We start from the raw sequence: 24947 nt of genomic DNA on the forward strand, positions 1-24947 counted from the left end.
CAAAAATGGAGAAATTGTTTATTTTTTGTTATAGTCAAAGCGAATGACTTGCTCCTGTGCATCCACATAAGCGTGAACGCCAAAGGGAACAATGGCTCTTGGAGTTGCGTGGCCGACATTCAGATTATAGACAATCGGGACACTGCTGTCAACTACATCCAATAGCGTTTCCTTATACTCGTCATAGGAGGTTTCATCCATTGGCTTTCCGACCAAGAGTCCACTGATGACCTCAAATACCCCAGTTTCTTTCAAAGCCTGCAACATCTTTTTGAAGTCCTCCGGATCAGGCTTTTCTTCGCTTGTTTCTAACAAGAGAATCTTTCCTTGCCAGTCGGATAAGTCAGGAAAAAGTTTGTATTTTTGGCAGAGCTCCGTGCTATCTGCGTATCGAGAGTTGTCAAAGATATCATAGAGAGACTCAAGGCAACCGCCGAGAATTTCCCCCTCAAACTGGGCATTTCCTTGTAACAAGTCAAAACCTGTATTTACATGACTGATACGAGCTGTTCCCAGGGCCTTGGGACTAAAATCAGTCCGTTCCTCATACCAAACGTCGCTAGGACGGATTTCTGAGGTTCTTCCAGTCTCAATCAATTCTTTAAAGTAGCGGAAGCTATAGGGTAACATCTCCTTGTCTAATTCACAAATGTCTGCTAGAAAGGATTGCCCGTAAAAAGTCTTGACCCCTAGTTTATGCAACATAAGGTGGTTCATGGTTGTATACGAGAAGCCAAGAAAAATCTTTGGCTTGATAACCTTTTGAAGCTGATCGTTTTCAAAAAGATAAGGTAGCAAACGATAGGTATCATCCCCACCGATGGCGCATAGGATCATGTCGATGCTATCATCAGAAAATGCCTGCATCAAATCCTCTGCACGTGCTTCAGGATGGTCCTTGATAAAGTCCAAGCCCTTTAGCGAATGGGGCAAAAAGACAGGATTGAGTCCCAAATCCTTGAGACGTTGAACACCCAAGCCCACTTCGTGTTTGACAAAGTCCTCCCCGATAATGCCACTAGATAAGCTCACGATACCAATAGTAGAAACCATATCTCATCCTCCTAGAAATTGATTGAGCCTATTTTATCACAAAAGGTGAGAGAAAACTACAAGAATGAGACTCAGAAGTTCTATTGAATCTCAAGAAAGCAAGTGAAAAGCAACCACTGGTGCAGTTGCTTTTCGTTTTTCTAATCTGTAACCTTACTAGATATGAGTTACTTGGTCAACTCTTGATTATAGGAGAGAGCCAAATCAATCCAGTAAGGCAATTCTTTTTGACCTTCTATATCTAAGTCTATATAGCCATGATAAAGGCGCCCCCTCATCAATGTAGTATGAGCTCCTGTTCGGGGTAGAACTTGCTTCTCCATTTTCTTGCCAATTCTGACCATAACCAGCTCATGATTTCTGGAACTGACTGTAAGGACCATTTTCCCACGAATCATAAAGGCAAGGCCACCAAACAGTTTCTTTTCTTCTAGCTCTTCTTCGAAAATTTGGGGAGGAAGTTTGAGCGCTAGAATTTTTCGAATCTGCTGAGCTAAAGATTGACTATATGCCATAGCTCTTCACTTTTCTTAATAACGTGATGGGCCCGCGCTTGCACTTCGGATGTTGAAACGTTTCTTGAGATAGAAGCGAAGGGCGAGAAGGGCAGCTCCCAGGATAGCCAAAGGCAATGGAGCAAGGATTGGATTGAGAGCTGCTGGTAGGAAGCTAGTTCCAAAGAAAACGGCTAACCAAAGGACCATAGAAGCCAGGATAACGAGCACAGATTTCCAGAAAGGAGGACGCTGGCTACGCTCCATATCGGGTCCATAATAGCGGTAGACAAAGTAGTACATAAAGTAAAAGGCAACTCCTCCTACAAGTCCAACCAACAAGAGGGTAATCAACCCATAGCCAATAGCCTGATATCTAGAGAAGAACGTAGTTAGAGCGCTAACCAATGCAAAGAGACTGGTGATAAAAAGGGCTGAGTCCATAATCATGAGTTTTGGATCGTCATTTTCCTTAGGGTGCTCTTTTTCGTATTGCTCCTTGACAGTGAAGCTGTGAGCCCAGTGAGTTGGAGCACCGTATAGGGAACGAGCTGTCGTTCCTTTGGCTTGTTCTTCAAGGATTTGAGGAATAATTTCCTCAAAGATAGCCTTAATTTCAGCATCTGTTTTGCCATCTTTGATGAATTGCTGGGTAGCAATATGGATAAACTCTTGGTTTTTCTTGGTTAGTTTTTGTAAATCAATCTGAGACATAGGGATTCCTCTTAGAACCATTTTTTATGGATGAGATAGAGAGTGAGCGAGACACTCATAGCAAAGGCGATAAAGACGATTAACCAGAAGGCGTGGGGTTCACCGTTCAGAGGGATTTCATTATCTTTAAAGTTCATCCCGTAGGCTGAGAAGATCATAGTTGGGACAGACATGACGATGGTCACGAGAGCCAGGGTCTTCATGATGTTGTTCTGGTTGTTGGAAATGATAGAGGCAAAGGTCTCTGTCATAGAGTGAAGGACGTTTCCATAGATATCTGCCATCTCGATGGCCTGTTGGGTTTCGATCAGGGTATCTTCGAGCAGGTCTTGGTCCTCTAGGTATTTCTTGATATTGCTAGTTGCGCTGGTCAATTTCTTAATCACGCGCTCATTTGTCTTAAGTGAGGCTTTGAAATAGACGATGGTCTTTTCCAATTCCATGAGCTCGATCAGTTCTTCGTTTCGAGTAGACTTGTGAAGTTGACTTTCGATTTGTTCACTCTTACGGTCGATTGAACGAAGGGCCGTAAGGTAAAGCTCTGCGTTGCGGTATAGAATCTGGAAGATAAAGCGTGAACGCATAAAGGTGTAGAAGTTGCGCAGTCTGCGGTTGATAAAGACATCGAGAACGGGGAGGGATTCCAAGCAGGTAGTGATAATGGTCTCCTCGGTGATGATAATCCCTAGCGGAATCGTTACGTAGTAGGTGCGATTGTTTCTTTCCTCTGTGATGGGAACGTCCACGATGATCAAAGTATACTCATCTTCAATGGTGATACGGGACATTTCTTCCGCATCGAGTGGTGCTCGAAGGTCGGCAATATCAATGTCAAAGGCATTGGCGATTTCCAACGATTCATTTTGTGTAGGATTGACGAGATTGATCCAAGTACCCGGTTCAAGCGTGTCGATCTCTTTAAATTCAGTTGTTGTTGAGAGAAAAACTTGTTTCATATCCCCTATCCTTTCCTACTATTCAGTGATTCATTTTTTGCACCGTACTATTATACTACAAAAACAGCTTTTTGGGTAATAGAATTTCACATTTTTTGGTATAATGGAAAGCAATAATGGACTAGAAAGAACAAAGATGCAAGATAAAATTGTCATTCATGGGGCACGTGCCCATAACTTAAAAAATATTGATGTGGAGATTCCACGAGACAAGCTGGTCGTCGTGACTGGTTTGTCAGGTTCTGGGAAATCCAGTCTGGCCTTTGATACCCTCTATGCTGAGGGGCAAAGACGCTATGTAGAGAGTCTGTCAGCCTATGCTCGTCAGTTTTTGGGCAACATGGAAAAACCAGATGTGGATGCCATTGACGGTCTTAGCCCAGCTATTTCCATCGACCAGAAAACCACTAGTAAAAACCCACGCTCGACCGTGGGAACGACGACTGAAATTAATGATTATCTGCGTCTCCTTTACGCACGTGTGGGGACGCCTTACTGTATCAACGGGCATGGGGCTATCAAGGCCTCTTCTGTAGAGCAAATCGTGGATAAGGTCTTGGAGTTGCCAGAACGCCAGCGCCTGCAAATCTTAGCTCCTGTCATCCGTAAGAAAAAAGGGCAACATAAGAGTGTCATTGAAAAGATTCAGAAAGATGGGTATGTTCGTGTCCGAGTGGATGGGGAGGTCTACGATGTGACCGAAGTTCCAGAGCTGTCTAAGAGCAAGCAACACAATATCGATGTCGTGGTTGACCGTATTGTCATCAAGGAGGGCATTCGTAGCCGTCTCTTTGACTCCGTTGAGGCGGCCCTTCGTATCGCAGAAGGCTATGTGATTATCGACACTATGGATGACTCTGAGTTGCTCTTCTCTGAGCACTATGCCTGTCCGGTCTGTGGCTTTACTGTACCCGAGTTGGAGCCTCGACTCTTCTCTTTCAATGCGCCTTTTGGTTCATGTAGCGAGTGTGATGGTTTGGGAATCAAGCTGGAGGTGGATGTTGACTTGGTGGTTCCTGATACCAGCAAAACTTTGCGTGAAGGAGCGCTGGCGCCTTGGAATCCTATCTCATCTAACTACTATCCAAACATGCTAGAGCAGGCCATGACAGCCTTTGGGGTGGATATGGATAAGCCATTTGAAGACTTGTCAGAAGAAGAGAAGAACTTGATTCTCTACGGCTCAGATGGCAAGGAATTCCATTTCCACTATGAAAATGAATTTGGTGGTGTGCGCGATATCGATATTCCTTTTGAAGGAATTGTCAATAATATCAAGCGTCGTTACCATGAAACCAATAGTGACTACACGCGCACCCAGATGCGTCTCTACATGAATGAGCTGACCTGCGGAACTTGCCAAGGCTACCGTCTCAATGACCAGGCCTTGTCTGTCCGTGTTGGTGGGGAGCAAGGGCCGCATATCGGAGAAATTTCGGACTTGTCTATCGCAGACCACTTGGACTTGGTGAGTCAGTTGACTCTGTCTGAAAATGAAGCCATCATCGCCCGTCCCATTCTCAAGGAAATAAAGGATCGCTTGACCTTCCTCAATAACGTAGGTCTCAACTATCTAACTCTGTCGCGTTCGGCAGGAACCCTTTCAGGTGGTGAGAGCCAGCGGATTCGTTTGGCGACCCAGATTGGATCCAACCTATCAGGTGTTCTCTATATTCTGGATGAGCCGTCCATCGGTCTTCACCAGAGGGATAATGACCGCCTCATTGCCAGTCTGAAAAAGATGCGTGACTTGGGAAATACTCTCATCGTGGTAGAACATGACGAAGATACCATGCGCGAGGCGGATTATCTGATTGACGTTGGTCCCGGTGCTGGTGTTTTTGGTGGGGAAATCGTCGCTGCAGGAACACCTAAGCAAGTGGCTCGCAACAGCAAGTCCATCACAGGTCAGTACTTGTCAGGTAAACGTGCCATTCCAGTACCGGCTGAGCGCCGTGTAGGAAATGGTCGCTTTATCGAGGTGACAGGAGCGCGTGAGAACAATTTGCAAAATGTCACAGCCCGCTTCCCGTTAGGGAAATTCATCGCCGTGACAGGGGTATCCGGTTCAGGGAAATCAACCCTAATCAACAGTATCCTCAAAAAAGCCATTGCTCAAAAGCTCAACCGAAATTCAGACAAACCTGGGAAGTTTAAAACGATTACAGGGATTGAGCATGTAGACCGCTTGATTGACATTGACCAGAGCCCAATCGGACGGACGCCGAGGTCCAATCCAGCTACCTATACAGGAGTTTTTGACGATATACGTGATCTCTTTGCCCAGACAAATGAAGCTAAGATTCGAGGCTATAAAAAGGGCCGTTTCAGTTTCAACGTTAAGGGTGGTCGCTGTGAAGCCTGCTCAGGTGACGGGATTATCAAGATTGAGATGCACTTCTTGCCAGATGTATACGTGGCTTGTGAAGTCTGCCACGGAACCCGCTACAACAGTGAAACCCTAGAAGTTCACTATAAGGAAAAGAATATCTCGCAAGTCTTGGATATGACCGTTAACGATGCAGTTGAATTTTTCCAACACATTCCTAAGATTCAACGCAAACTCCAGACTATCAAGGATGTGGGGTTGGGCTATGTAACGCTAGGACAACCAGCTACAACCCTTTCAGGGGGAGAAGCCCAGCGTATGAAGTTAGCTAGTGAACTCCACAAACGCTCAACAGGTAAGTCCTTCTACATTCTGGATGAGCCGACGACAGGACTTCATACGGAGGACATCGCTCGTCTGCTCAAGGTTTTAGCTCGCTTTGTCGACGATGGCAATACAGTACTCGTCATCGAGCACAATCTAGATGTTATCAAGACTGCAGACCATATCATCGACTTGGGACCTGAGGGCGGTGTTGGTGGTGGAACCATCATCGCAACAGGAACTCCAGAAGAAGTAGCGGCAAATGACGCCAGCTACACAGGACACTATTTGAAAGGAAAGTTACATCATGAATAAACGTGTACAAGCATTTCTAGCTAAAATGCAAGAAAAAGAACTGGATGGTATCATCATCAACAACCTTAAAAACGTCTATTATTTGACTGGTTTTTGGGGGTCAAACGGAACAGTCTTTATCAGCCGTGACCGTCAGGTCTTGGTGACAGACTCTCGCTATATCATTGCAGCTAAGCAAGAAGTGACAGGTTTTGAGATTGTGGCTGACCGTGATGAATTGGCTGTCATTGCAGGCATTGTTAAGGATATGTGCTTGTCTCGCGTCGGTTTTGAGGACGAGATTTCGGTCTCTTATTACCACCGTATGCAGGCAGCTTTTACAGGGATTGACTTGCTTCCGCAGACTCAGTTTGTTGAAGCGCTTCGTATGATTAAGGATGAGAAAGAGATTGCGACTATTCGCAAGGCTTGTTCAATCTCAGACCAAGCTTTCCGTGATGCACTTGACTTTATCAAACCAGGAAAGACAGAGATTGAGATTGCCAACTTCCTTGATTTCCGCATGCGTGAGCTAGGAGCGGCCGGCTTGTCTTTTGATACCATTTTAGCAAGTGGTATCAACTCTTCCAAACCCCACGCTCATCCTATGCATAAGCCAGTAGAGCTTGGCGAAGCCATTACCATGGACTTCGGTTGTCTCTACGACCACTATGTGAGTGATATGACACGGACCATTTATCTAGGTCATGTCAGTGACGAGCAAGCAGAAATCTACAACACAGTTTTGAAAGCCAATCAAGCCTTGATTGACCATGCCAAGGCAGGTCTAGGTTTCCGCGACTTTGACAAAATTCCTCGTGATATTATCATCGAGGCAGGCTATGGCGACTACTTTACTCACGGTATTGGACACGGTATCGGACTGGATATCCACGAAGAACCTTACTTTAGCCAAACTTCCAAAGAAGTCATTAAATCTGGTATGGTCTTGACTGATGAACCGGGTATCTATATTGAAGGTAAATACGGGGTTCGTATCGAGGATGATATCTTGATTACAGAAACAGGTTGTGAGTTATTGACACTTGCTCCAAAAGAATTGATTGTTATCTAAAAAATGAGATAAATCGTTGACTTTTATATTTTAAAGGTTTATACTGATAGACGAAAACGGTAGGTGAGGCTACCATAGGGATACGGATGACTACCGCAAAGCAGTGGAGACACTACTCGTTGGTCAACAGTCCTGGTCGCGAAGGCCAAGACTAAGCTCATTTCATTGCCCTATGGAGTTAAAGCTTGAACGAAAAAACAGATAATTAGTTTTTTAATCCTGCCATTTTATGGCAGGATTTTCTACTGTTTTAGAACAGGGAAAGGAGACAGACGATGCAAATTGACGACCACCCAGAACCGCACATACACAGCCAATCGCTGATTTGTGTCGTTCTGCCCTTATAAAGTGATTGGTCTCTGTGTATGAAACACATCATTCATACAGATAGGAGAAACCAATGAAAACTACAAAAGAAAGATTAGCAGCAGCTATTCACACACCTTTAAACGAGACTCTATCTTTTTATAAGACAAGTCTAACAGGCTTGACTGAGGAGCAGGTGGAGAAAAATCGTGACCTATATGGCGAAAACACCATCACCAAGGGTCAAGAAGACAGTATCCTCAAAAAGATTTACGAATCTATTATCAATCCATTTACAATCATCTTGCTGGTCATCGCCATGATCTCCATGGTGACCAATGTCTGGTTGGCGAAGCCTGGGCAAGAGGATCCAACGACCTCTATCATCATCGTCGTTCTCGTATTGATCTCTGGTGGTATACGCTTTGTACAAGAATTACGGAGCGATAAGGCGGCGACCAATCTATCAAAAATGATTGTGAACACAGCCACAGTAATTCGCGAAGGCCAGAGTTTAGAGGTAGCAATTGAAGATTTGGTCGTTGGAGATATAGTCAAATTGAGTGCTGGGGATATGATTCCAGCAGACCTCATTTTAATTGAATCGCGCGATTTCTTTGTTCAACAGTCTGGCTTGACAGGCGAAAGTGACTCGGTTGAAAAACTGGCCTTGTCAAAAATGAGTCAGTCAAACTTTGATAGTCTGCTAGAAGCAGAAGCGCTCGCCTTTATGGGAACCAATGTGATATCAGGAAGTGCCAAGGCTTTGATTCTAGCGGTCGGTGATGACACCATGATGGGGGAAATCGAGCAGACTCTCAATACTTATGACGAACCGACCTCTTTTGAACGGGAGATGAACAGCATCTCTTGGCTCTTAATCCGTTTGATGTTAGTCATGGTTCCTATCGTATTTCTTTCCAATGGCTTGACAGATGGGGATTGGTTAGAAGCTGGCGTATTTGCCTTGAGTGTGGGTGTCGGACTCACACCTGAGATGCTTCCCATGATTATCACGGCAAGTTTAGCAAAAGGCTCCATTATCATGGCCAAGGAAAAAGTCGTCATCAAAAAACTCAATGCTATACAAGATTTAGGTGCTATTGATATCTTATGCACGGATAAAACTGGAACCCTTACTCAAGACGAAATTGTCCTTGAATATCCTTTGGATATACATGGAGATTTGGATTTGTCTGTATTGAGACGTGCCTATCTCAATTCCTATTTTCAAACCGGTTTGAAAAACTTGATGGACCGTGCCATTATCAGTAGAACTGAAAAAGAAGCTAAAGAACACGCTATTTTACAAAGTTTGGATACTAGCTTTCAAAAAATAGATGAATTGCCCTTTGATTTTGAACGCAGACGGATGAGTGTCATCGTCAAGGATGAGAACGAAGTTGTTAGTTTGGTAACCAAGGGTGCCCTAGAGGAAATGCTTGCGATTTCAACCCATGTGGAATATCAAGGTCAGATTAGCCCTCTGACGGATGATATCCGAGTGGAGATCTTAAAAGAAGTGGACCAACTTAATCAACAGGGCTTGCGAGTCTTGGGAGTCGCCTATAAAACAGGCCTAAAAGAAGGTTTTGCTTACTCCGTTGAAGATGAAAAGGAGATGATTCTAACAGGATATCTTGCCTTTCTAGATCCACCAAAACCATCTGCAGCCCCTGCTATCCAAGCTTTGCTGGAGCATGGTGTTCAAACAAAGATCTTGACGGGGGATAATGAGAAGGTAACCCAAGCAGTATGCGAAAAAGTTGGTTTAAACGTTGATCAAATCTTGCTGGGTTCTGATATTGACGCCATGACGGACGAAGAGTTAGCCCAAGCAGTTGAGAAGGTGACCGTCTTTGCCAAACTCTCTCCTGATCAAAAGGCACGAATCATTTTACAAATCAAATCTAATGGACATTGTGTCGGCTATATGGGAGATGGGATCAATGATGCCCCTTCTATGAAAGTAGCAGATGTGGGGATTTCTGTTGATACAGCAGTAGATATTGCCAAAGAGACAGCTGATGTTATTTTGCTGGATAAAGATTTGATGGTGCTTGAAAAAGGCCTGGTTGAAGGGCGCAAGGTCTATGCAAATATGACCAAATATATCAAGATGACGGTCAGCTCTAATTTCGGGAATATTTTCTCTCTTTTAGTATCTGGTATCTTTTTACCTTTCCTTCCTATGGCTCCGATTCACTTGATTGTGTTAAACCTGGTCTACGACCTTTCTTGCATTGCCTTGCCATTTGATAATGTGGATGAAGACTTTTTGAAACATCCTCATAAGTGGGAGGCTCAGTCTATTACTCGTTTTATGATTTGGATGGGTCCTATTTCTTCTGCCTTTGATATTTTGACCTTTATCTTGCTCTATTTTGTCATTGTCCCAATGACGACAGGTCAAGCCTATGCTCACGGAGCAGAGTCTGCAACGGGCTTTATCATCTTGTTCCAGACAGGTTGGTTCATTGAATCCATGTGGTCCCAAACCATGGTTATCCATATGCTTCGTTCAGCAAAGCTTCCTTTCTTGCAAAGTCGTCCATCATGGTTTGTGCTTGCAACAACCTTGCTGGCAGCTAGTTTTGTGACTTTCCTTCCCTACTCTTCAATTGCGAGCCTGCTTCATTTAACCCCTTTGGAACCAATTTATTTCCTCTTTTTGATTTTGATAATCGTTCTCTATATGATTAGTGTTACAGTTGTGAAACGAATGTACATCAAAAAATTTAAAAGTTGGCTATAAATTGATTTTGTCAAGAAAAAAGTACGAAAATAGCGAAAAAAGTTAAATTTTTTTAAAAATAGGTCGCAAGTCGGATGTTTTTTATGGTATAATAGATTAAACTGATAGTAACATGTAGCGAAAGGGGTAGGCACATGATTAAGATTTATACCGTCTCCAGTTGCACAAGCTGTAAGAAAGCGAAGACTTGGCTCAACGCACACCAGTTAAGTTATAAAGAACAAAACCTTGGTAAAGAAGGGATTACGAGAGAAGAACTACTTGATATTCTGACAAAGACAGATAATGGAATTGCCAGCATTGTATCATCAAAAAACCGCTATGCGAAAGCTTTAGGAGTTGACATTGAAGATTTGAGTGTGAATGAAGTACTCAACTTAATCATGGAAACGCCACGGATCTTAAAAAGTCCTATTCTAGTTGACGAGAAGCGTTTGCAGGTCGGTTACAAAGAAGATGATATTCGTGCCTTTTTACCACGCTCTGTCCGTAATGTAGAAAATGCAGAAGCACGTTTGCGTGCAGCTCTATAAACATCGAGGCTGGGGTATCTCCTAGCCTTGTTCATTTTTTATCAAAAAATCATGTGAGGAATTATGAAAAAGATAGTAATTGGCGCAGCTACTCTCCTCCTGCTACTTGCAGGATGTAGCCAAAAGAAGGAAACGACATCTGGTTCAAAACATGAATCCGAAACACTCCAGTCTACTCTGCCCGTTTTGGAAAATGCGGAAAAGAATACGGTTGTGACCAAGACTTTGATTTTCCCTGAGTCAGGAGATGGCGTCAAGCAAACGCAAACCATTACCTATAAAGGGAAACAATTTCTAAAATTGGTTATTCGGCAGATACGGCCCTTAAGTGAGGAATTGAAATCCTTTATCGCTGATCACGGTCTTGAAGAAACTCAAAAAGCTCTTTTAGAAGCAGAAGAAAAGGATGAAATGCTTCAGGAAGCGCGTAAATTGGCAGGTTTTACACTTGAAACCAAACTGCTTAGTGAGACTGAAATCCAGACCACAACGACCTATGATTTACAAGTTTTGGATGTCAAAAAGGCGTCACAGACAGATTATTTGAAAAATCTTGGCTTAGAGAGTCTTTTGCAACATGGCCCAAGTCAGTATATCGCAGACAGAGTGGCAAATGGTGCGACAGAACAGTAAGAAAATCCAAATAAATGGATTGACTTAATTGTAGAACGTAAGGAAATATGCTATAATAGTACTATTCTAAGGAAAGAGGGTGTTAGAATGGGATTTACTGAAGAAACTGTACGTTTTAAATTGGATGATTCCAACAAGAAGGAAATCAGTGAAACGTTGACAGATGTCTATGCTTCTCTGAATGAAAAGGGTTATAATCCGATAAATCAAATCGTCGGTTATGTATTGAGTGGAGACCCTGCCTACGTTCCTCGTTACAACAATGCACGAAATCAAATCCGTAAGTATGAGCGTGATGAAATTGTTGAAGAATTGGTACGCTATTACCTTAAAGGACAAGGAGTCGATCTATAATCTATGAGAATTATGGGATTGGACGTCGGTTCAAAAACGGTAGGCGTGGCCATTAGCGACCCACTAGGATTCACCGCTCAGGGACTTGAAATCATCCAGATTAATGAGGATCAGGGCCAGTTTGGTTTTGACCGTATCAAGGAATTGGTTGACAGCTATAAGGTGGAACGTTTTGTAGTAGGTCTGCCTAAAAACATGAACAATACCAGCGGTCCGCGAGTAGAAGCTAGTCAAGCCTACGGAGCAAAACTAGAGGAACTTTTTAGTTTGCCAGTAGAGTATCAAGATGAGCGCTTGACGACAGTCGCAGCTGAGCGTATGTTGATTGAGCAGGCTGACATCAGTCGCAACAAGCGAAAAAAAGTCATTGATAAATTGGCTGCTCAGCTGATTTTGCAAAATTATTTAGATAGAAAATTTTAAGACAGAGGAGAAACTATGTCACACGATCACAACCACGATCACGAAGAACGTGAATTGATTACACTAGTAGATGAGCAAGGAAATGAAACTTTATTTGAAATCCTTTTGACCATTGATGGAAAAGAAGAATTTGGTAAGAACTATGTTCTGCTTGTACCAGTTAACGCAGAAGAAGACGAAGACGGGCAAGTTGAAATCCAAGCCTACTCATTCACTGAAAATGAAGATGGAACAGAAGGCGAATTGCAACCAATTCCAGAAGACTCAGAAGACGAATGGAACATGATTGAAGAAGTCTTCAACAGCTTTATGGAGGAGTGATACAGTCTGGGAGACTGTATCACCCCAACTCCTAAAAATTGTAAGAGTTGGAATATCCGGGGGATGTTTTTACCCCTACGCCAGAAATTAGAAACGCAGGAACGTCCGGGGGATATTTTTACTCCAGTTCCTTTAAATAAGAGAGAACTGGTATGTTCAGTGAACATTTTTACCCTTACGCTAAAAATAAAGACCGTAAGTAAGTCCGAGGGACGTTTTTAGCTCACATTGAAATTCATAGTAGCTAGTGATTAGCTAACCAGGTAAGAGGTTGGGATTTTAGTCCCGACCTCGCTTTTATTTGTAATCATACTTTGATGTGGTAGTTGATTGGACTTTTGTTAAGGAGACGTGTATGTTTGAAGTAGAAGAATGGCTTCATAGTCGGATTGGTTTAAACTTTAGATCCGGTCTTGGGCGAATGCAGCGAGCGGTGGATTTGCTGGGGAATCCTGAGAAGACTTATCCTATTATCCACGTAACAGGGACTAACGGTAAGGGGTCAACTATTGCCTTTATGAGGGAGTTGTTTGTTACTCATGCTAAAAAAGTTGGTACTTTTACCTCTCCTCATATCATCAGTATCCATGATCGAATCTGTATTAATGGGCAACCGATCGCGGAGGAAGACTTTGTCCGTATAGCTAATCAAGTCAAGGAGATGGAGAAAACTCTTTTGGAAACACATGACCAATTGTCTTTCTTTGAGTTGTTGACCTTGATTGCCTTGCTTTACTTTAAAGAGCAGGACGTGGATCTAGTTCTGCTAGAAGTGGGAATTGGTGGTCTACTTGATACGACTAATGTAGTAACAGGAGAGATTGCAGTTATTACTTCCATTGGCCTAGATCATCAGGAGACCTTGGGTGATAGTCTGGAGGGAATAGCAGAGCAGAAAGCTGGTATTTTCAAGGCTGGCAAGAAGGCAGTCATTGCCAAGCTTGCTCCAGAAGCGGAGCTTGTCTGTCAAAATACAGCAAGAGAGTTAGCTGTTGAACTTTATCAAGCTGGGCGAGACTTTACCTTGAAAGCTGGGAATTTTTCGAGTAGCTTAGCAAGTTTTTCCCAGCTTAAAATCGGTTTGGAAGGCACCTATCAGCAAGAAAATGCCGCCTTGGCTTTAGAAACTTTTCTTCTGTTTATGGCATCAAGAGGTGAAAGGGTCGAGGAAGAGTTTGTCAGACGGGCTTTGAAGAAGACTCACTGGGCAGGTCGATTGGAACGGATTCGCCCGCAAATCTACCTAGATGGGGCTCACAATCTTCCAGCCTTGACTCGTCTAGTAGAGTTTATCCAGGGGAAAATCCAGCAAGGTTATCAAGCCCGCATCCTTTTTGGTGCCCTTAAACGCAAAGATTATCAAGGGATGTTAAGTTATCTATCTGAGCAGTTGCCTCAGGTGGAACTTAAGGTAACAGGCTTTGACTACCAAGGCTCTCTCGATGAAAAGGATGTGGCGGGTTACGATTTGATTTCTTCCTATGGCGATTTTATCAGAGAATTTGAAGAAAAGGCCAACGATCAGGACCTGCTTTTCGTGACGGGTTCACTCTACTTTATCTCAGAAGTCCGAGCGAGTTTGCTAGGAAGCGATGGGATTAGTTGACCTTCTAGGCTTAAGTTGTTATACTTGAGGTAGGAGGTACATCTGGAAACTAATCCAGCAAAACATTGGCACAAAAGAAAGGAAATCGCTATGAAAACAAAAACATTCACACTTTCTATTGCTTCCCTAGCAATTCTTAGTCTTTTAGCAGCTTGTGGATCTAAGACACAAGCACCTACCCAGCAATCTGCTCAACAAGAGTCATCTTCTAGTGCTGCTACAAGTGCCAGTCAACCACAGGCGTCCTCAAGTCAGGACACTACTGTAGCTCAAACTACGAACATCGATGGTACCTATACTGGAAAAGATGAGAATGACCAAATCACTCTTGTTGTAACAGGTAAAACTGGTACATGGACTGAGGTCGAGCCAGATGGAGATAAGGAAATCAAGCAAGTTAGCTTTGAGCCAGAAAATCAACGTGTCATTATCGGAGATGATGTCAAAATTTACACGGTTAATGGTAATCAATTGATTATCGATGATATGGACCGAGAGCCATCTGACCGAGTGGTATTAACTAAGCAATAATCATTCAGTAAAAGTTCCAATGAGATGAAATCCATCTTTTTGGAGCTTTTTTGTTTTAAAATGGGACCAGTGGTTCTTTACCGTTTTTTTACTTAAAACGCTTACAAATATTTGTAAAACTTCTTATTAGGTCGTATACTTATAGTAAATAATTAAACAGCGCAGAGGCGCAGGAGGAAAAGCATATGGCTACATTTTACGTTCCATCAGTTAACCTTATTGGTAAAGGTGTTGTAAATGAAGTAGGTCCGTATATCAAGGAACTGGGGTATAAGAAGGCCCTTTTGGTGACAGATAAGTTCATCGAGGGAAGTGATATTTTACCTAAGGTCCTAAAACCATTAGATGCTGAAGGGATCGAATATGTGATCTTTAGTGATGTGGAGCCAAATCCAACTTGCAAGAACGTCACAGACGGAGTGGCTGCCTTGAAAGAGCATGGTTGTGATTTCATCATTAGTCTCGGAGGGGGCTCTCCTCAGGATGCGGCTAGTTGTATCTCTATCATCGCTACAAATGGTGGCAAACCACAGGACTACGAAGGTCTCCACAAGTCTGCTAAAAAAGGGTTGCCAGTGGTTGCGATCAATACAACAGCTGGAACTTCAGCAGAAATTACCATTAACTATGTCATTACTGACGAAGAACGCAAGGTCAAGATGGTAATGGTTGATAAGAACAGCCTCGCCCTCATCTCTGTCAATGATCCAGAACTCATGCTTTCAAAACCGAAAGGATTGACAGCGGCGACAGGTATGGATGCTCTTACTCACGCTGTCGAAGCCTTGGTCACACCTGGTGCTTATAATGTAACTAAGAAACTCTCTATCGGAGCCATCGAGATCATCAAGGAATACCTCCCTCGTGCTGTGGCAAATGGTCATGATATTGAGGCGCGTGAGGCTATGGTCAATGCCATCTTCCTCGGTGGTATGAGCTTTAACAATGCTGGTTTGGGCTACGTTCACTCTATGGCTCACCAACTCGGTGCAGTATATAACTTGCCACATGGTGTCTGCTGTGCCATGCTTCTCCCAGTTGTAGAACGTGAAAATGCCAAACGCGTACCAGAAGCTTTTCGCAATGTAGCCAAAGCCTTGGGGCTTCATGTTGAAGGGAAAACTGATGAAGAATGTGCAGCCTACGCCATCGCTGAGATTGAAAAACTGTCTGAAACAGTAGGGATTCCGAAGAAACTCACTGAACTCGGTATCGAAGAAAAAGATTTTGACTTTGACTACCTTTCTAAGAATGCCTTGATTGATGCCTGTGCACCAGGAAATCCATTTATGCCAACCTTAGAAGAAACTATTGCCTTCTATAAAGAATTGTTCTAATTCTTAAAGTGAAAAAGAAGCTAAATAATGCTGGGAAGAACTATCATTTTGGTAGTTCTTTTTTTAAAAATTTGCTATCCTAGACATATGAGAAAAATCAAAATCGATGTGGTTGTAGTGCCCTTAAGTGGGCATCTCTTCCCAACCTTGAATCTACTCGCACCCTTGTTGAAGGATCCCTTGTATGAGATTCGATTATTTACAGGACCGCAACGAAAAGCTGTCGCAGAGGAGATGGGATTCCAGGTGATTCCCTTTTTAGAAAATTCTGTAGATGAATTTGAGCGCGTAGCCAACAATGAAGGGCAATTAAACCTTATTTCTGCTTATCGACAGTTGTCAGCTAGTCTTGATTTGATCGATGTGGTGTCTGACCAACTAGTGCAAGAGTGGCAGGAAAATCGACCTGATATTGTGATTGCCGACTTCATCACCTTATCTGGGGGGTTAGTAGCGGAACAGTTGGGAATTCCTTGGATAACAACCATGGCGACACAATTTGCCATTGAAACGACAGATGGACCGCCTTGTTTCTTTGGAGGAATGGGCAGTCCAAAGACACCGTTCCAATCTGTCCAGCAATGGCTGGGGAGAAAAGTGACTCGTTTAGGAAAACGAATCGTAACCTTTTTATTGAGAGAACGCTTAAAACGTTACGATTTTAAGTTCTACAATCAGAAAGGTCAAGAAACTATCTATTCCCCCTATTCTATCTTAGGGATTGGGATGAAAGAGTTGGAGCTGAAAAGTGGTTTTCCAGAGCATTACCTTTGGGTGGGACCTTTTGGGTCTTCGATTGAGAGGGCAGAGAATTATCCCCTAGATTTGGCTCCTTATGCAAATCATAAGAAAGTCCTCGTATCTTGTGGGACTCAGCTAGCATGGGCCAAAGACAACCTCCTCTACCAGACCCAACAATTGGCTAAGGCTCATTCAGATTGTCACTTTTTTGTGACTTTGGGGTTTGGCGGACAAGACTTCCAATGTGAGGAGGTCATGGACAATGTTTCTGTGGTATCCTATCTTCCCTATAAGGAATACATTCCTCAGATGGATTATGTAATTCATCATGGCGGTGCGGGTATTTTTTACCAATGTATTATCTATGGCAAGCCTGCCTTGATTCTCCCTCATGACTATGATCAGTATGACTATGCGGTTCGTGGCTTAGAGGCGGGGATTGCCCTGACTGCTAAACGAGAGGATACGGAAGCGATTGGGCGAGCTTTTGATGGGTTATTGGCTAGAGCTGACTGGCCAGACTTGAACAAACTCAGTCGCGCAGCCCAAGTCTATCAGCCAACAGAGATTCTGAAGAGCGAAATACATCGGCTCTTAGGGGACAAGGAGAAGTAAAAAATGAAGAAAGTATTGGTAACAGGTGCTACGGGCTTTCTAGGCAAGTATGTTGTTGAAGAGCTCAGTCAGCAGGGCTATCAGGTACGCGCTTTTGGACGCAATCCCAAGGCAGGTCAGTCTTTGGAAAATTCCTTAGTAACATTTTTTCAGGGAGATTTGACCAAGCAAGAGGATTTGGCTCAGGCTTGTCAGGGGATGGACATGGTTGTGCATGCGGGTGCTCTTTCTACCGTTTGGGGTTCTTGGGAGGATTTCTACCAGACAAATGTCTTGGGAACCAAGTATGTTCTGGATGCTTGTCGAGAGGCCGGTATTCAGCGTTTAGTTTATGTATCATCGCCGAGCATCTATGCTGCGCCTCGAGATCAGCTTGCTATCAAAGAAAGCGATGCGCCTCAGGAAAATAATCTTAACAACTACATTCGTAGTAAGCTGGCTTCGGAGAAGCTGTTTAAGGATTATCACGATGTTCCGAGCATTATCTTGCGACCTCGTGGGCTTTTTGGGATTGGGGATACCAGTATTTTGCCTCGAGTTCTCAAACTCAGTCAGAAGATTGGCATTCCCTTGATAGGGGACGGTCGTCAGCTCATGGATATGACCTGTGTGGAAAATGTCGCTCTGGCAATTCGCTTGGCTCTAGAGGCTCCTCAAGCTAGTGGCGAAGTTTATAATATTACCAACGGGGAACCAAGAGCCTTTAAGGATTTGATAGAAGAAACCTTGAGAGGACTGGACTATCCGATAACATACAGAAAAGTGCCGGCTCCTCTTCTTTCAGTTATTGCCAGTAGTCTAGAGTTTCTTTATAAGACCTTGAAACTCAAAGGAGAGCCAGCTCTGACACGCTATACCTATTATCTGCTCCGTTATAGCCAGACGCTAGACATCAGCAAGGCGGAGCGAGACTTGGGGTATCGCCCTCAAATCAGTATTTCAGAAGGGATTGAACAATATGTCCAAGATTATCGAAAGCATTGATTATTTCCCAGCAGGCTACTGTACCTGCTACACAGGTTTGCTATTTAAGGGAGTCAAGAATCAAAAGATGACCTTCCCAGCAGGTGTTTTTCTTATCAAACACAGAGACAAGGGCTATTTGCTATATGATACTGGCTATCACTATGATATTAAGATGAAGCTTCGCTATGGCTTTTATCGTCTAGGAACACCTGTTCAAATGACGGAGAAGGACCAGATTTCACATTTACTGAAAGCGAAGGGAATCAAACCAGAAGAAATAAACTATGTCCTTCTATCTCATTTACATCCAGATCATCTGGGAGGAGCTAGCTTCTTTCCTCATGCAACCTTTATACTGACCAAAGAAGTGTATGAAGTCTACCAAAAACCTAATTTGAAAGACTTGATTTTCAAGGAGTTTTTGCCAGCTTCTTTTGAAGAAAATCTAACCATTATCAGAACTGACCAGCATCACCCGGGATTTCCCTATCGTCCGATTTGTGATCTTTTCGGAGATGGCAGTATCCTAGTAGCTTCTGTTGATGGGCATGCTAGGGGGCAAGCCTGTCTGTACCTTCCAGACTTCAATCTCCTCATTGCAGCAGACCTCTGTTGGGGAATTGACCTCTTACCTTATACCAAGCAGATGCACCTGCTTCCTTCCTTGGTTCAAGATAACAAGGTGGACTATATCAAGGGGACGGAGTTTCTGGAGGAAGTCTTGAAAGACGGAATTGAGGTGCTCGTTAGTCATGACCCTGTAGAAAGGATAGAGTCAATCTTATATGAAAAAAATAACCTTTCTTAAAACCTTTATCCAAACTCGCTGGCTTCATCATTTCAAATCTCGAGAAGCTTTAGAAAACTATCAGAAAAAGCAATTATCCAACTATATGGACTTTTTAAAGCGAGAGTCGCCTTACTTTAAAAATAGGATTCCTAGCAACTTTGACCATATGGACAAGGCTTTTATGATGGAACATTTTAATGAGCTCAACACCCAAGGAGTGGATCGAGATGAAGCTTTGACCTTGGCTATTGAAAGTGAGAAGACCCGAGATTTTACTGAACTTAAAGGGGAAGTGGCTGTCGGTCTATCTTCAGGGACGTCTGGACATCGGGGGCTCTTTATCACAACAGAGAAAGAACGAAGTATGTGGGCAGCGGCTATCTTGGCAAAGATGTTGCCCAAAGGTCAACTTTTTGGACACCGCATCGCCTTTTTCCTGAGAGCCGATAATGAACTCTATCAGACCATCAATACGGCCCTCATTCGTTTAGAGTATTTTGATATTTTCAAACATACAGATGAGCATATCGGGCGTCTCAATAGTTACCAACCGACCATTGTGGTAGCACCAGCCTCTATGTTGCTTGAATTGAGTAAGCGTCTCAAGGATGGAGAGTTAGCTATTCACCCACAAAAAATCATTTCGGTGGCGGAAATCTTGGAAGATAGTGATAGGGGACGGATCGCAGAAGCCTTTTCACTATCCATTATTGACCAAGTTTATCAGGCAACCGAAGGTTTCTTAGCTTGCACTTGCTCAGCTGGTAATCTGCATCTCAACGAAGACATTATCTTTGTGGAAAAGCAGTATCTGGATGACCGCCGTTTTTATCCAGTGATTACGGACTTTAAACGAACTAGTCAGCCTGTTTATCGTTACCAGCTCAATGATATCTTGGTTGAAAATTCGGAGCCTTGTCCATGTGGCTCCTGCTATACACGGATTGACAAGGTCGAAGGACGCTCTGACGACATCTTCTATTTCGAAGGACTGGACGGGGGACAGGTGACCATCTATCCTGACTTTATCAGACGTTGCATCCTCTTTGTGGAGAATGTAGGAGATTACCAAGTCAAACAACATTCTGAGAAGTTAGTGGAAGTTTGTCTAAGCCAACGAGATGAGGGCATGGAGACAGCTATTTTAGCACAGTTTCAACTCCTAGCTCAGCAAAAGCAGTTTATAGTTCCCGAAATCCAATTTTCAGATTATCACTGGGATACTAGCCGTAAACTCAAACGTATCCAACGTTTATGAAAGGATAAAAGACAATGACAGAAGTAAAAAGACATGTAGAAATCGCAGGCTATGGAGTTTGCCTTCCAAAGCATACTGTCCAATTCAAAGACCAAACTCGTTATCGTGTGGTCGAAAATGAAGAAACACAACTAGATTTGGCAGAAGTAGCTATCCATCGTGCACTTGAAAAGGCAAATTTAAAAATAGAAGATATTGATTGCTTGGTTTCAGCCAGTGCTGTGGGAGTCCAGCCCATTCCATGTACGGCTGCCTTGATTCATGAGCGTGTGGTAAAAGGACTCTCAATTCCAGCTATGGATATCAATACAACCTGTACCAGCTTTATTTCTGCTCTATCGACTATGTCCCACTTGATCGAGGCAGGCGAATACAATCGTGTCTTGATTGTGTCTAGTGAAGTTGGTAGTTTAGGCCTCAATCCGAATCAAAAAGAAAGTTTTGAACTCTTTAGTGATGGGGCGGCAGCCTTTATTTTTCAAAAAAGCCATGAGGAAAAAGGGGTCATTGCCAGTCTCCAACGTACTTGGTCAGAAGGGGTTCACGATACGGAAATTCGTGGAGGTCTGACTTCTTTTCAACCAAAAGAGTACTCTGAAGCGACTAAGACCAACTATATGTTTGATATGAAGGGAAAGAAAATCCTCCTCTTGTCTGCTCGTAAAATCCCAGTCATGTTTGAAGAGTTTCAAGAAAAAACACAGCTAGCCTTGGGAGACGTGGACTATATCATTCCTCATCAAGCAAGTCGTGCTCTTCCTTTGGTCATGGAAAAACTAGGTGTGGCCGAGGAACAATACCTCAATCTCGTCACTGACTATGGAAATATGGTATCAGTCTCTGTGCCGTTTGGCTTGGCTTATTCGTTAGATCATGGGCTGGTTAAGGAGGGAGATGTCATTTATCTTATGGGAACCGCTGCCGGTATGACGGTCAATATGTTGGCTCTCAAACTATAATAGGCATCTGAAAACGGAAGAGTTAGAACTTGAGCAAGAGTAAACGGTTGCCATCTACCCCTGAACTGAGGTATACTAGTAGCAATATTAGTTTAGCAAACAATTAGGGAGAATGTTAGAAAAGGAAGGGGATTATGACAGCTAGAAAAATGCAGCTACTCATGTCCAAATATGGTTTTAGTATTACCATTATGTTGGCAGAGTTGTTTATCGTCTTTGGTTTATTTATCTATCTAGGACAGATGGCTCCGATTCTCTGGATTATCCTTGTCATTTTAGTAAGCTTAGCGACCATTGTATCGATTGTCAATCGGTCCATGAATCCTGAGAGTAAGGTAACATGGCTGTTAGTAGCCTTTGTGCCAGTATTTGGTCCCTTGCTCTATATCATGTTTGGAGAACGCCGTTTATCTAAAAAAGAAATGAAACAGCTAAAGCAACTCCAATCAATGGTTGACAGAGAGGATAATAGCAGAACCCTCCGTTTGGAGTTAAAGGAAGAGGATAAGTCGGCTTACGGAGTCATCAAATCCCTCCTCAGTATGGATACGAATGCGGATGTCTATAATCGAACAGATACCCATTTCTTCCCTTCAGGTGAAAGTATGTGGCGCCAGATGTTGGAGGATCTCAAAAAAGCTGAGAAATTTATCTTTCTCGAATACTATATCATCGAAGAAGGCTTGATGTGGGACAGCATTTTGGAGATTTTGGAAGAAAAGGCAGCTCAAGGAGTAGAAGTGAAGCTCCTCTATGATGATATTGGTTGTATGGCAACCTTGCCTGGAGATTATACCATCCAGCTTCGTGGACGAGGGATTGAAGCCCATAAATTTAACAAGGTGATTCCACGCTTGACTGTTGCCTATAACAACCGTGATCACCGCAAAATCATGATTATCGATGGGCAGATTGCTTATACAGGTGGTGCCAATCTAGCAGACGAGTATATCAATCATATCGAACGCTTTGGTTACTGGAAGGATAGCGGTATTCGGTTGGATGGTCCAGCAGTAAAGGCTTTTACCAGACTCTTTTTATCAACTTGGTATATCAACCGTGGAGAAATTAGCGATTTTGACCAATACCATCTTGAAAATCAACCTAGAGATGGGATGGGGCTTTGCATTCCTTACAGTAGTGGGCCAAAGCCTATCTACCGAGCCCAAGTTGGAAAAACGGTCTATCAAAATCTTATCAATCAAGCTACAGATTACGTCTATATCACGACTCCCTATCTGATCACTGACTATGATCTAACTGAAAGTATTAAAAATGCAGCTCTGAGAGGAGTAGATGTGCGAATTGTGACGCCATATATCCCAGATAAGGAGATTATCCAATTGGTTACTCGGGGAGCCTATCCAGATTTGTTATCTGCAGGGGTTCGCATTTACGAGTACAGTCCCGGATTTCTTCATAGCAAGCAAATGCTTGTCGATGGAGAGGTGGCTACTGTGGGAACCATCAATTTTGACTATCGGAGTTTGCTTCACCACTATGAAAATGGCGTCTTGCTTTATAGAACGCAGTCTATCATCGATATTGAGAGGGACTTCGAAGAGATTTTTAAAGTTTCTCAAGAAATTTATCCCCACACAATCAAAACAAGCTGGTATCAAAGCTTAATCAAGGAAATTGTCCAGTTGTTTGCGCCCATGCTCTAACTATCCACCAAGATCTAGCCCAAGGCTGGATCTTATTTTTGTCTTTTTGCGAATAGATAAGCAGGAGGGTGAAAATGCTAAATCAAGAAGAATATGATTTTATCCTAGAGTTTCAAACAAGCAGTTTACACCGTTTTCGAGAGATTGAACGCTATGCTGAGCTAGATAAGAAGTTAAGGAAATATCAATCCCTAGCTGACATTCCTGTAAGATTTTGATATACTAAAACAGATAAACTTAGAGGAGAAATTGAATGAACGTATACGAGGAAAAAGACGAACAGCTAGAAGAATTTCGATACCAGTATCGGGAACGGCTGGATCAAGAGTCTGAATTTGGACTGGAGCGAGGTAAGAAGAAACGAACTCCGCTTCCATTTTTTAGTATGGCAATTTGGAGTCTGGCTGCTACAGCTGTTTCTGTAATGTTGCCTCTGATCTTTGGTTTGGTGAGCCCCCAACAGATGCAAGATCTTTATACTGGTTGGGCGCTACATCAGAGTGGGCAGATTTACACGGATTATTATGGTTCAAATGGGCTGCTTTATTACGTACTAACCTATCTCTCTCAAGGGAATATCCTTTTTGCTTTGGTGGAGTGGTTGGCCTTGTTCGGAGCTGGTGTTTTTCTATTTAAATCCGCTGATACCTTGACAGGTCAGGGAGAACAGGCTAGACAGCTTTTGTTGATTTTCTATCTTCTTGTGGGCAGTCTGGGATTTGGCGGTAGCTATGCAGTAGTTGTGGCCTTGCCTTTCCTGTTTTATAGTTTTAGTCTAGTGGCTGACTATCTGGATGATCCAAGTAACGATAAAGGTTTCTTGCGAGTTGGGATGAGTTTAGCCTTAGCTTTCTTCCTATCACCTATTCCCACAGCTTTGTTTGCAGCCATACTTGCCTTGAGTTTGTTTGGATTTAATATTGCCAAGCGTCGATTTGCTCATGGTTTGTATCAATTTTTCGCATCAGCTCTAGGATTTTCTCTCCTTTTTTATCCAATTGGCTACTATACTGTATTAACAGGAACTTTTGGTGATGCGATTAGCCATACTTTGTATCCAATAGATACGCTTAGTCTATTTTCAAATGCCAATCTTATGGAGAATGCTGCTTTCTATGGTTTGCTATCCATCGGTGTTGGGACTCTGACATTGATCTTTTCAGGATTGTTTCAGACCAAGTCAGCTCAGCAATCTGCTGTCTCAATAGGCGCTATTTTAGGATTATTAGTAACTCTTTCTTTGTTAATTCTTTCAAAGGAACCTTTGCATGGCTCACGTTTGGCAGCGATTTTGCCCTTTCTGACATTGTTATTGTTAACCAACATCAAAGAAGGAAGCTCTGATCGTATCAGTCGTAGTAGACGAAGAGTTCGTTCTTCATCACTCTTTGGTCGCTACCTCAAGGGAAATTTCTATCTACCATTAATTGCGATAGTCTATTTACTTTTCCTACCTGTTTTGAGTCGCTATATTTCGCATCCAAGTACTTATCAGGAACGCGAGCAACTTGCTAGCTTGGTCAAACAGCAAACGAGTTCTGAGGATCGTGTCTATGCTTGGGATGATCGTCCAGATTTTTATCGAGCAAGTGAACGCTTGGCACCAAGCTCTCTAGTAACACCGACGCTCTATACTGCAAGCGACGAGAATAAAACGAAACTAGTCAATGACTTGAAAGAAAATCAACCGAAGATGATTTTGGTCAACCAAAAGGTTGCCTTGTGGTCGGATGTAGAGAGCCTACTTAGTGAAAAATACGAGCTTGTTCAGACGGATAGTAAGGAATTCAAGCTTTATAAATCTAAATAATAAATCAATATCTTGTGTATTTTTAAAAATTTTAGAATTTTTAACACAAGATATTGATTTTTCTTTTTGGAGTGGTATAATATCATTTAAGAAGAAAAATAGA

The 24947-nt window shown here is 42.9% G+C and carries 23 protein-coding genes and 1 riboswitch; of the genes, 19 read left to right on the plus strand and 4 right to left on the minus strand.

The features are described 5' to 3' along the window. Nucleotides 1-18: 18 nt before the first annotated feature. From HF881_RS07560 to HF881_RS07575, 4 genes are all read right to left on the minus strand, one after another. Complete coding sequence (locus HF881_RS07560; protein ID WP_169447008.1) at nt 19-1053, minus strand: S66 peptidase family protein; 1035 nt, start codon at nt 1051-1053, stop codon at nt 19-21. Nucleotides 1054-1220: 167 nt separating this feature from the next. Beyond that, on the minus strand, nt 1221-1568 hold the full coding sequence (locus HF881_RS07565; RefSeq protein ID WP_169447010.1) for a hypothetical protein: 348 nt from the start codon (nt 1566-1568) through the stop codon (nt 1221-1223). 15 nt (nt 1569-1583) lie between these two features. Further along, nucleotides 1584-2261, minus strand: coding sequence for a DUF1129 family protein (locus tag HF881_RS07570; RefSeq protein WP_169447012.1), 678 nt, complete (start codon nt 2259-2261; stop codon nt 1584-1586). A gap of 11 nt (nt 2262-2272) precedes the next feature. Then, the gene (locus HF881_RS07575; RefSeq protein ID WP_000815621.1) at nt 2273-3217 is read right to left on the minus strand and encodes a magnesium transporter CorA family protein; all 945 of its coding nucleotides are present in this window, start codon (nt 3215-3217) and stop codon (nt 2273-2275) included. Nucleotides 3218-3353: 136 nt separating this feature from the next. On the opposite strand from HF881_RS07575, the gene uvrA reads away from it, so the two are divergent. The 19 genes from uvrA to HF881_RS07670 all read left to right on the plus strand — a co-directional run bounded on the left by uvrA (nt 3354) and on the right by HF881_RS07670 (nt 24844). Then, on the plus strand, nt 3354-6185 hold the full coding sequence (gene uvrA / locus HF881_RS07580; RefSeq protein WP_169447014.1) for an excinuclease ABC subunit UvrA: 2832 nt from the start codon (nt 3354-3356) through the stop codon (nt 6183-6185). Beyond that, complete coding sequence (locus HF881_RS07585; RefSeq protein ID WP_169447016.1) at nt 6178-7239, plus strand: Xaa-Pro peptidase family protein; 1062 nt, start codon at nt 6178-6180, stop codon at nt 7237-7239. Before uvrA ends, HF881_RS07585 begins: the two co-directional genes overlap by 8 nt. Before the next feature lie 53 nt (nt 7240-7292). Continuing rightward, nucleotides 7293-7444: riboswitch (M-box (ykoK) riboswitch) on the plus strand. Nucleotides 7445-7639: 195 nt separating this feature from the next. After that, the gene (mgtA, locus tag HF881_RS07590) at nt 7640-10300 is read left to right on the plus strand and encodes a magnesium-translocating P-type ATPase (protein ID WP_169447018.1); all 2661 of its coding nucleotides are present in this window, start codon (nt 7640-7642) and stop codon (nt 10298-10300) included. A gap of 134 nt (nt 10301-10434) precedes the next feature. Beyond that, nucleotides 10435-10833, plus strand: a complete 399-nt coding sequence (gene spx / locus HF881_RS07595; RefSeq protein ID WP_000591165.1) for a transcriptional regulator Spx — start codon at nt 10435-10437, stop codon at nt 10831-10833. Nucleotides 10834-10896: 63 nt separating this feature from the next. Then, the gene (locus HF881_RS07600) at nt 10897-11466 is read left to right on the plus strand and encodes an SP0191 family lipoprotein (RefSeq protein WP_169447020.1); all 570 of its coding nucleotides are present in this window, start codon (nt 10897-10899) and stop codon (nt 11464-11466) included. An 87-nt stretch (nt 11467-11553) separates the two neighbouring features. Next, nucleotides 11554-11820, plus strand: coding sequence for an IreB family regulatory phosphoprotein (locus tag HF881_RS07605; protein WP_000507060.1), 267 nt, complete (start codon nt 11554-11556; stop codon nt 11818-11820). Between the two features lie 3 nt (nt 11821-11823). Then, nucleotides 11824-12243, plus strand: coding sequence for a Holliday junction resolvase RuvX (ruvX, locus tag HF881_RS07610; RefSeq protein ID WP_004244031.1), 420 nt, complete (start codon nt 11824-11826; stop codon nt 12241-12243). 15 nt (nt 12244-12258) lie between these two features. Next, nucleotides 12259-12564: a DUF1292 domain-containing protein gene (locus HF881_RS07615; RefSeq protein WP_000017622.1), complete on the plus strand. Its 306-nt coding sequence runs from the start codon at nt 12259-12261 to the stop codon at nt 12562-12564. Nucleotides 12565-12919: 355 nt separating this feature from the next. Continuing rightward, nucleotides 12920-14170: a folylpolyglutamate synthase/dihydrofolate synthase family protein gene (locus HF881_RS07620; RefSeq protein WP_169447022.1), complete on the plus strand. Its 1251-nt coding sequence runs from the start codon at nt 12920-12922 to the stop codon at nt 14168-14170. Between the two features lie 90 nt (nt 14171-14260). Then, complete coding sequence (locus HF881_RS07625) at nt 14261-14701, plus strand: SP_0198 family lipoprotein (RefSeq protein WP_169447023.1); 441 nt, start codon at nt 14261-14263, stop codon at nt 14699-14701. Nucleotides 14702-14886: 185 nt separating this feature from the next. After that, on the plus strand, nt 14887-16038 hold the full coding sequence (locus HF881_RS07630; RefSeq protein WP_169447025.1) for an iron-containing alcohol dehydrogenase: 1152 nt from the start codon (nt 14887-14889) through the stop codon (nt 16036-16038). An 87-nt stretch (nt 16039-16125) separates the two neighbouring features. Next, nucleotides 16126-17394, plus strand: a complete 1269-nt coding sequence (locus HF881_RS07635; protein WP_169447027.1) for a nucleotide disphospho-sugar-binding domain-containing protein — start codon at nt 16126-16128, stop codon at nt 17392-17394. A 3-nt stretch (nt 17395-17397) separates the two neighbouring features. Continuing rightward, nucleotides 17398-18378, plus strand: coding sequence for an NAD(P)-dependent oxidoreductase (locus HF881_RS07640; RefSeq protein WP_169447028.1), 981 nt, complete (start codon nt 17398-17400; stop codon nt 18376-18378). Next, nucleotides 18353-19168: an MBL fold metallo-hydrolase gene (locus HF881_RS07645; RefSeq protein ID WP_169447029.1), complete on the plus strand. Its 816-nt coding sequence runs from the start codon at nt 18353-18355 to the stop codon at nt 19166-19168. Before HF881_RS07640 ends, HF881_RS07645 begins: the two co-directional genes overlap by 26 nt. Then, nucleotides 19146-20408, plus strand: coding sequence for a F390 synthetase-related protein (locus HF881_RS07650; protein WP_169447030.1), 1263 nt, complete (start codon nt 19146-19148; stop codon nt 20406-20408). Before HF881_RS07645 ends, HF881_RS07650 begins: the two co-directional genes overlap by 23 nt. A gap of 14 nt (nt 20409-20422) precedes the next feature. Beyond that, a complete protein-coding gene (locus tag HF881_RS07655; RefSeq protein ID WP_169447031.1) occupies nt 20423-21367 on the plus strand; it encodes a 3-oxoacyl-[acyl-carrier-protein] synthase III C-terminal domain-containing protein in 945 nt (314 codons plus the stop codon). Nucleotides 21368-21501: 134 nt separating this feature from the next. Further along, nucleotides 21502-23034 carry a cardiolipin synthase gene (gene cls / locus HF881_RS07660; RefSeq protein ID WP_169447032.1) on the plus strand — a complete coding sequence of 511 codons (1533 nt, stop codon included), beginning with the start codon at nt 21502-21504 and terminating at the stop codon, nt 23032-23034. A 74-nt stretch (nt 23035-23108) separates the two neighbouring features. Then, nucleotides 23109-23252, plus strand: a complete 144-nt coding sequence (locus HF881_RS07665) for a hypothetical protein (RefSeq protein ID WP_169447033.1) — start codon at nt 23109-23111, stop codon at nt 23250-23252. Between the two features lie 35 nt (nt 23253-23287). Next, nucleotides 23288-24844 (plus strand): damage-inducible protein CinA, encoded by a 1557-nt coding sequence (locus HF881_RS07670; protein ID WP_169447034.1) that lies wholly within the window; start codon nt 23288-23290, stop codon nt 24842-24844. Nucleotides 24845-24947: the final 103 nt, after the last annotated feature.

This window comes from Streptococcus sp. WB01_FAA12 (genome assembly GCF_012843315.1).
Lineage (GTDB): Bacteria > Bacillota > Bacilli > Lactobacillales > Streptococcaceae > Streptococcus.

Excerpts from the sequence above, each read along its gene's own strand:
- HF881_RS07565 (WP_169447010.1), bottom strand. The coding sequence starts at position 1,568 with ATGGCATATAGTCAATCTTTAGCTCAGCAGATTCGAAAAATTCTAGCG.
- HF881_RS07655 (WP_169447031.1), top strand. The coding sequence starts at position 20,423 with ATGACAGAAGTAAAAAGACATGTAGAAATCGCAGGCTATGGAGTTTGC.
- HF881_RS07600 (WP_169447020.1), top strand. The coding sequence starts at position 10,897 with ATGAAAAAGATAGTAATTGGCGCAGCTACTCTCCTCCTGCTACTTGCA.
- uvrA (WP_169447014.1), top strand. The coding sequence starts at position 3,354 with ATGCAAGATAAAATTGTCATTCATGGGGCACGTGCCCATAACTTAAAA.
- HF881_RS07640 (WP_169447028.1), top strand. The coding sequence starts at position 17,398 with ATGAAGAAAGTATTGGTAACAGGTGCTACGGGCTTTCTAGGCAAGTAT.
- HF881_RS07560 (WP_169447008.1), bottom strand. The coding sequence starts at position 1,053 with ATGGTTTCTACTATTGGTATCGTGAGCTTATCTAGTGGCATTATCGGG.
- HF881_RS07585 (WP_169447016.1), top strand. The coding sequence starts at position 6,178 with ATGAATAAACGTGTACAAGCATTTCTAGCTAAAATGCAAGAAAAAGAA.
- HF881_RS07645 (WP_169447029.1), top strand. The coding sequence starts at position 18,353 with ATGTCCAAGATTATCGAAAGCATTGATTATTTCCCAGCAGGCTACTGT.
- HF881_RS07575 (WP_000815621.1), bottom strand. The coding sequence starts at position 3,217 with ATGAAACAAGTTTTTCTCTCAACAACAACTGAATTTAAAGAGATCGAC.
- HF881_RS07670 (WP_169447034.1), top strand. The coding sequence starts at position 23,288 with ATGAACGTATACGAGGAAAAAGACGAACAGCTAGAAGAATTTCGATAC.
- HF881_RS07650 (WP_169447030.1), top strand. The coding sequence starts at position 19,146 with ATGAAAAAAATAACCTTTCTTAAAACCTTTATCCAAACTCGCTGGCTT.
- HF881_RS07570 (WP_169447012.1), bottom strand. The coding sequence starts at position 2,261 with ATGTCTCAGATTGATTTACAAAAACTAACCAAGAAAAACCAAGAGTTT.
- HF881_RS07625 (WP_169447023.1), top strand. The coding sequence starts at position 14,261 with ATGAAAACAAAAACATTCACACTTTCTATTGCTTCCCTAGCAATTCTT.
- HF881_RS07615 (WP_000017622.1), top strand. The coding sequence starts at position 12,259 with ATGTCACACGATCACAACCACGATCACGAAGAACGTGAATTGATTACA.
- cls (WP_169447032.1), top strand. The coding sequence starts at position 21,502 with ATGACAGCTAGAAAAATGCAGCTACTCATGTCCAAATATGGTTTTAGT.
- mgtA (WP_169447018.1), top strand. The coding sequence starts at position 7,640 with ATGAAAACTACAAAAGAAAGATTAGCAGCAGCTATTCACACACCTTTA.
- spx (WP_000591165.1), top strand. The coding sequence starts at position 10,435 with ATGATTAAGATTTATACCGTCTCCAGTTGCACAAGCTGTAAGAAAGCG.
- HF881_RS07630 (WP_169447025.1), top strand. The coding sequence starts at position 14,887 with ATGGCTACATTTTACGTTCCATCAGTTAACCTTATTGGTAAAGGTGTT.
- HF881_RS07605 (WP_000507060.1), top strand. The coding sequence starts at position 11,554 with ATGGGATTTACTGAAGAAACTGTACGTTTTAAATTGGATGATTCCAAC.
- ruvX (WP_004244031.1), top strand. The coding sequence starts at position 11,824 with ATGAGAATTATGGGATTGGACGTCGGTTCAAAAACGGTAGGCGTGGCC.
- HF881_RS07620 (WP_169447022.1), top strand. The coding sequence starts at position 12,920 with ATGTTTGAAGTAGAAGAATGGCTTCATAGTCGGATTGGTTTAAACTTT.
- HF881_RS07635 (WP_169447027.1), top strand. The coding sequence starts at position 16,126 with ATGAGAAAAATCAAAATCGATGTGGTTGTAGTGCCCTTAAGTGGGCAT.
- HF881_RS07665 (WP_169447033.1), top strand. The coding sequence starts at position 23,109 with ATGCTAAATCAAGAAGAATATGATTTTATCCTAGAGTTTCAAACAAGC.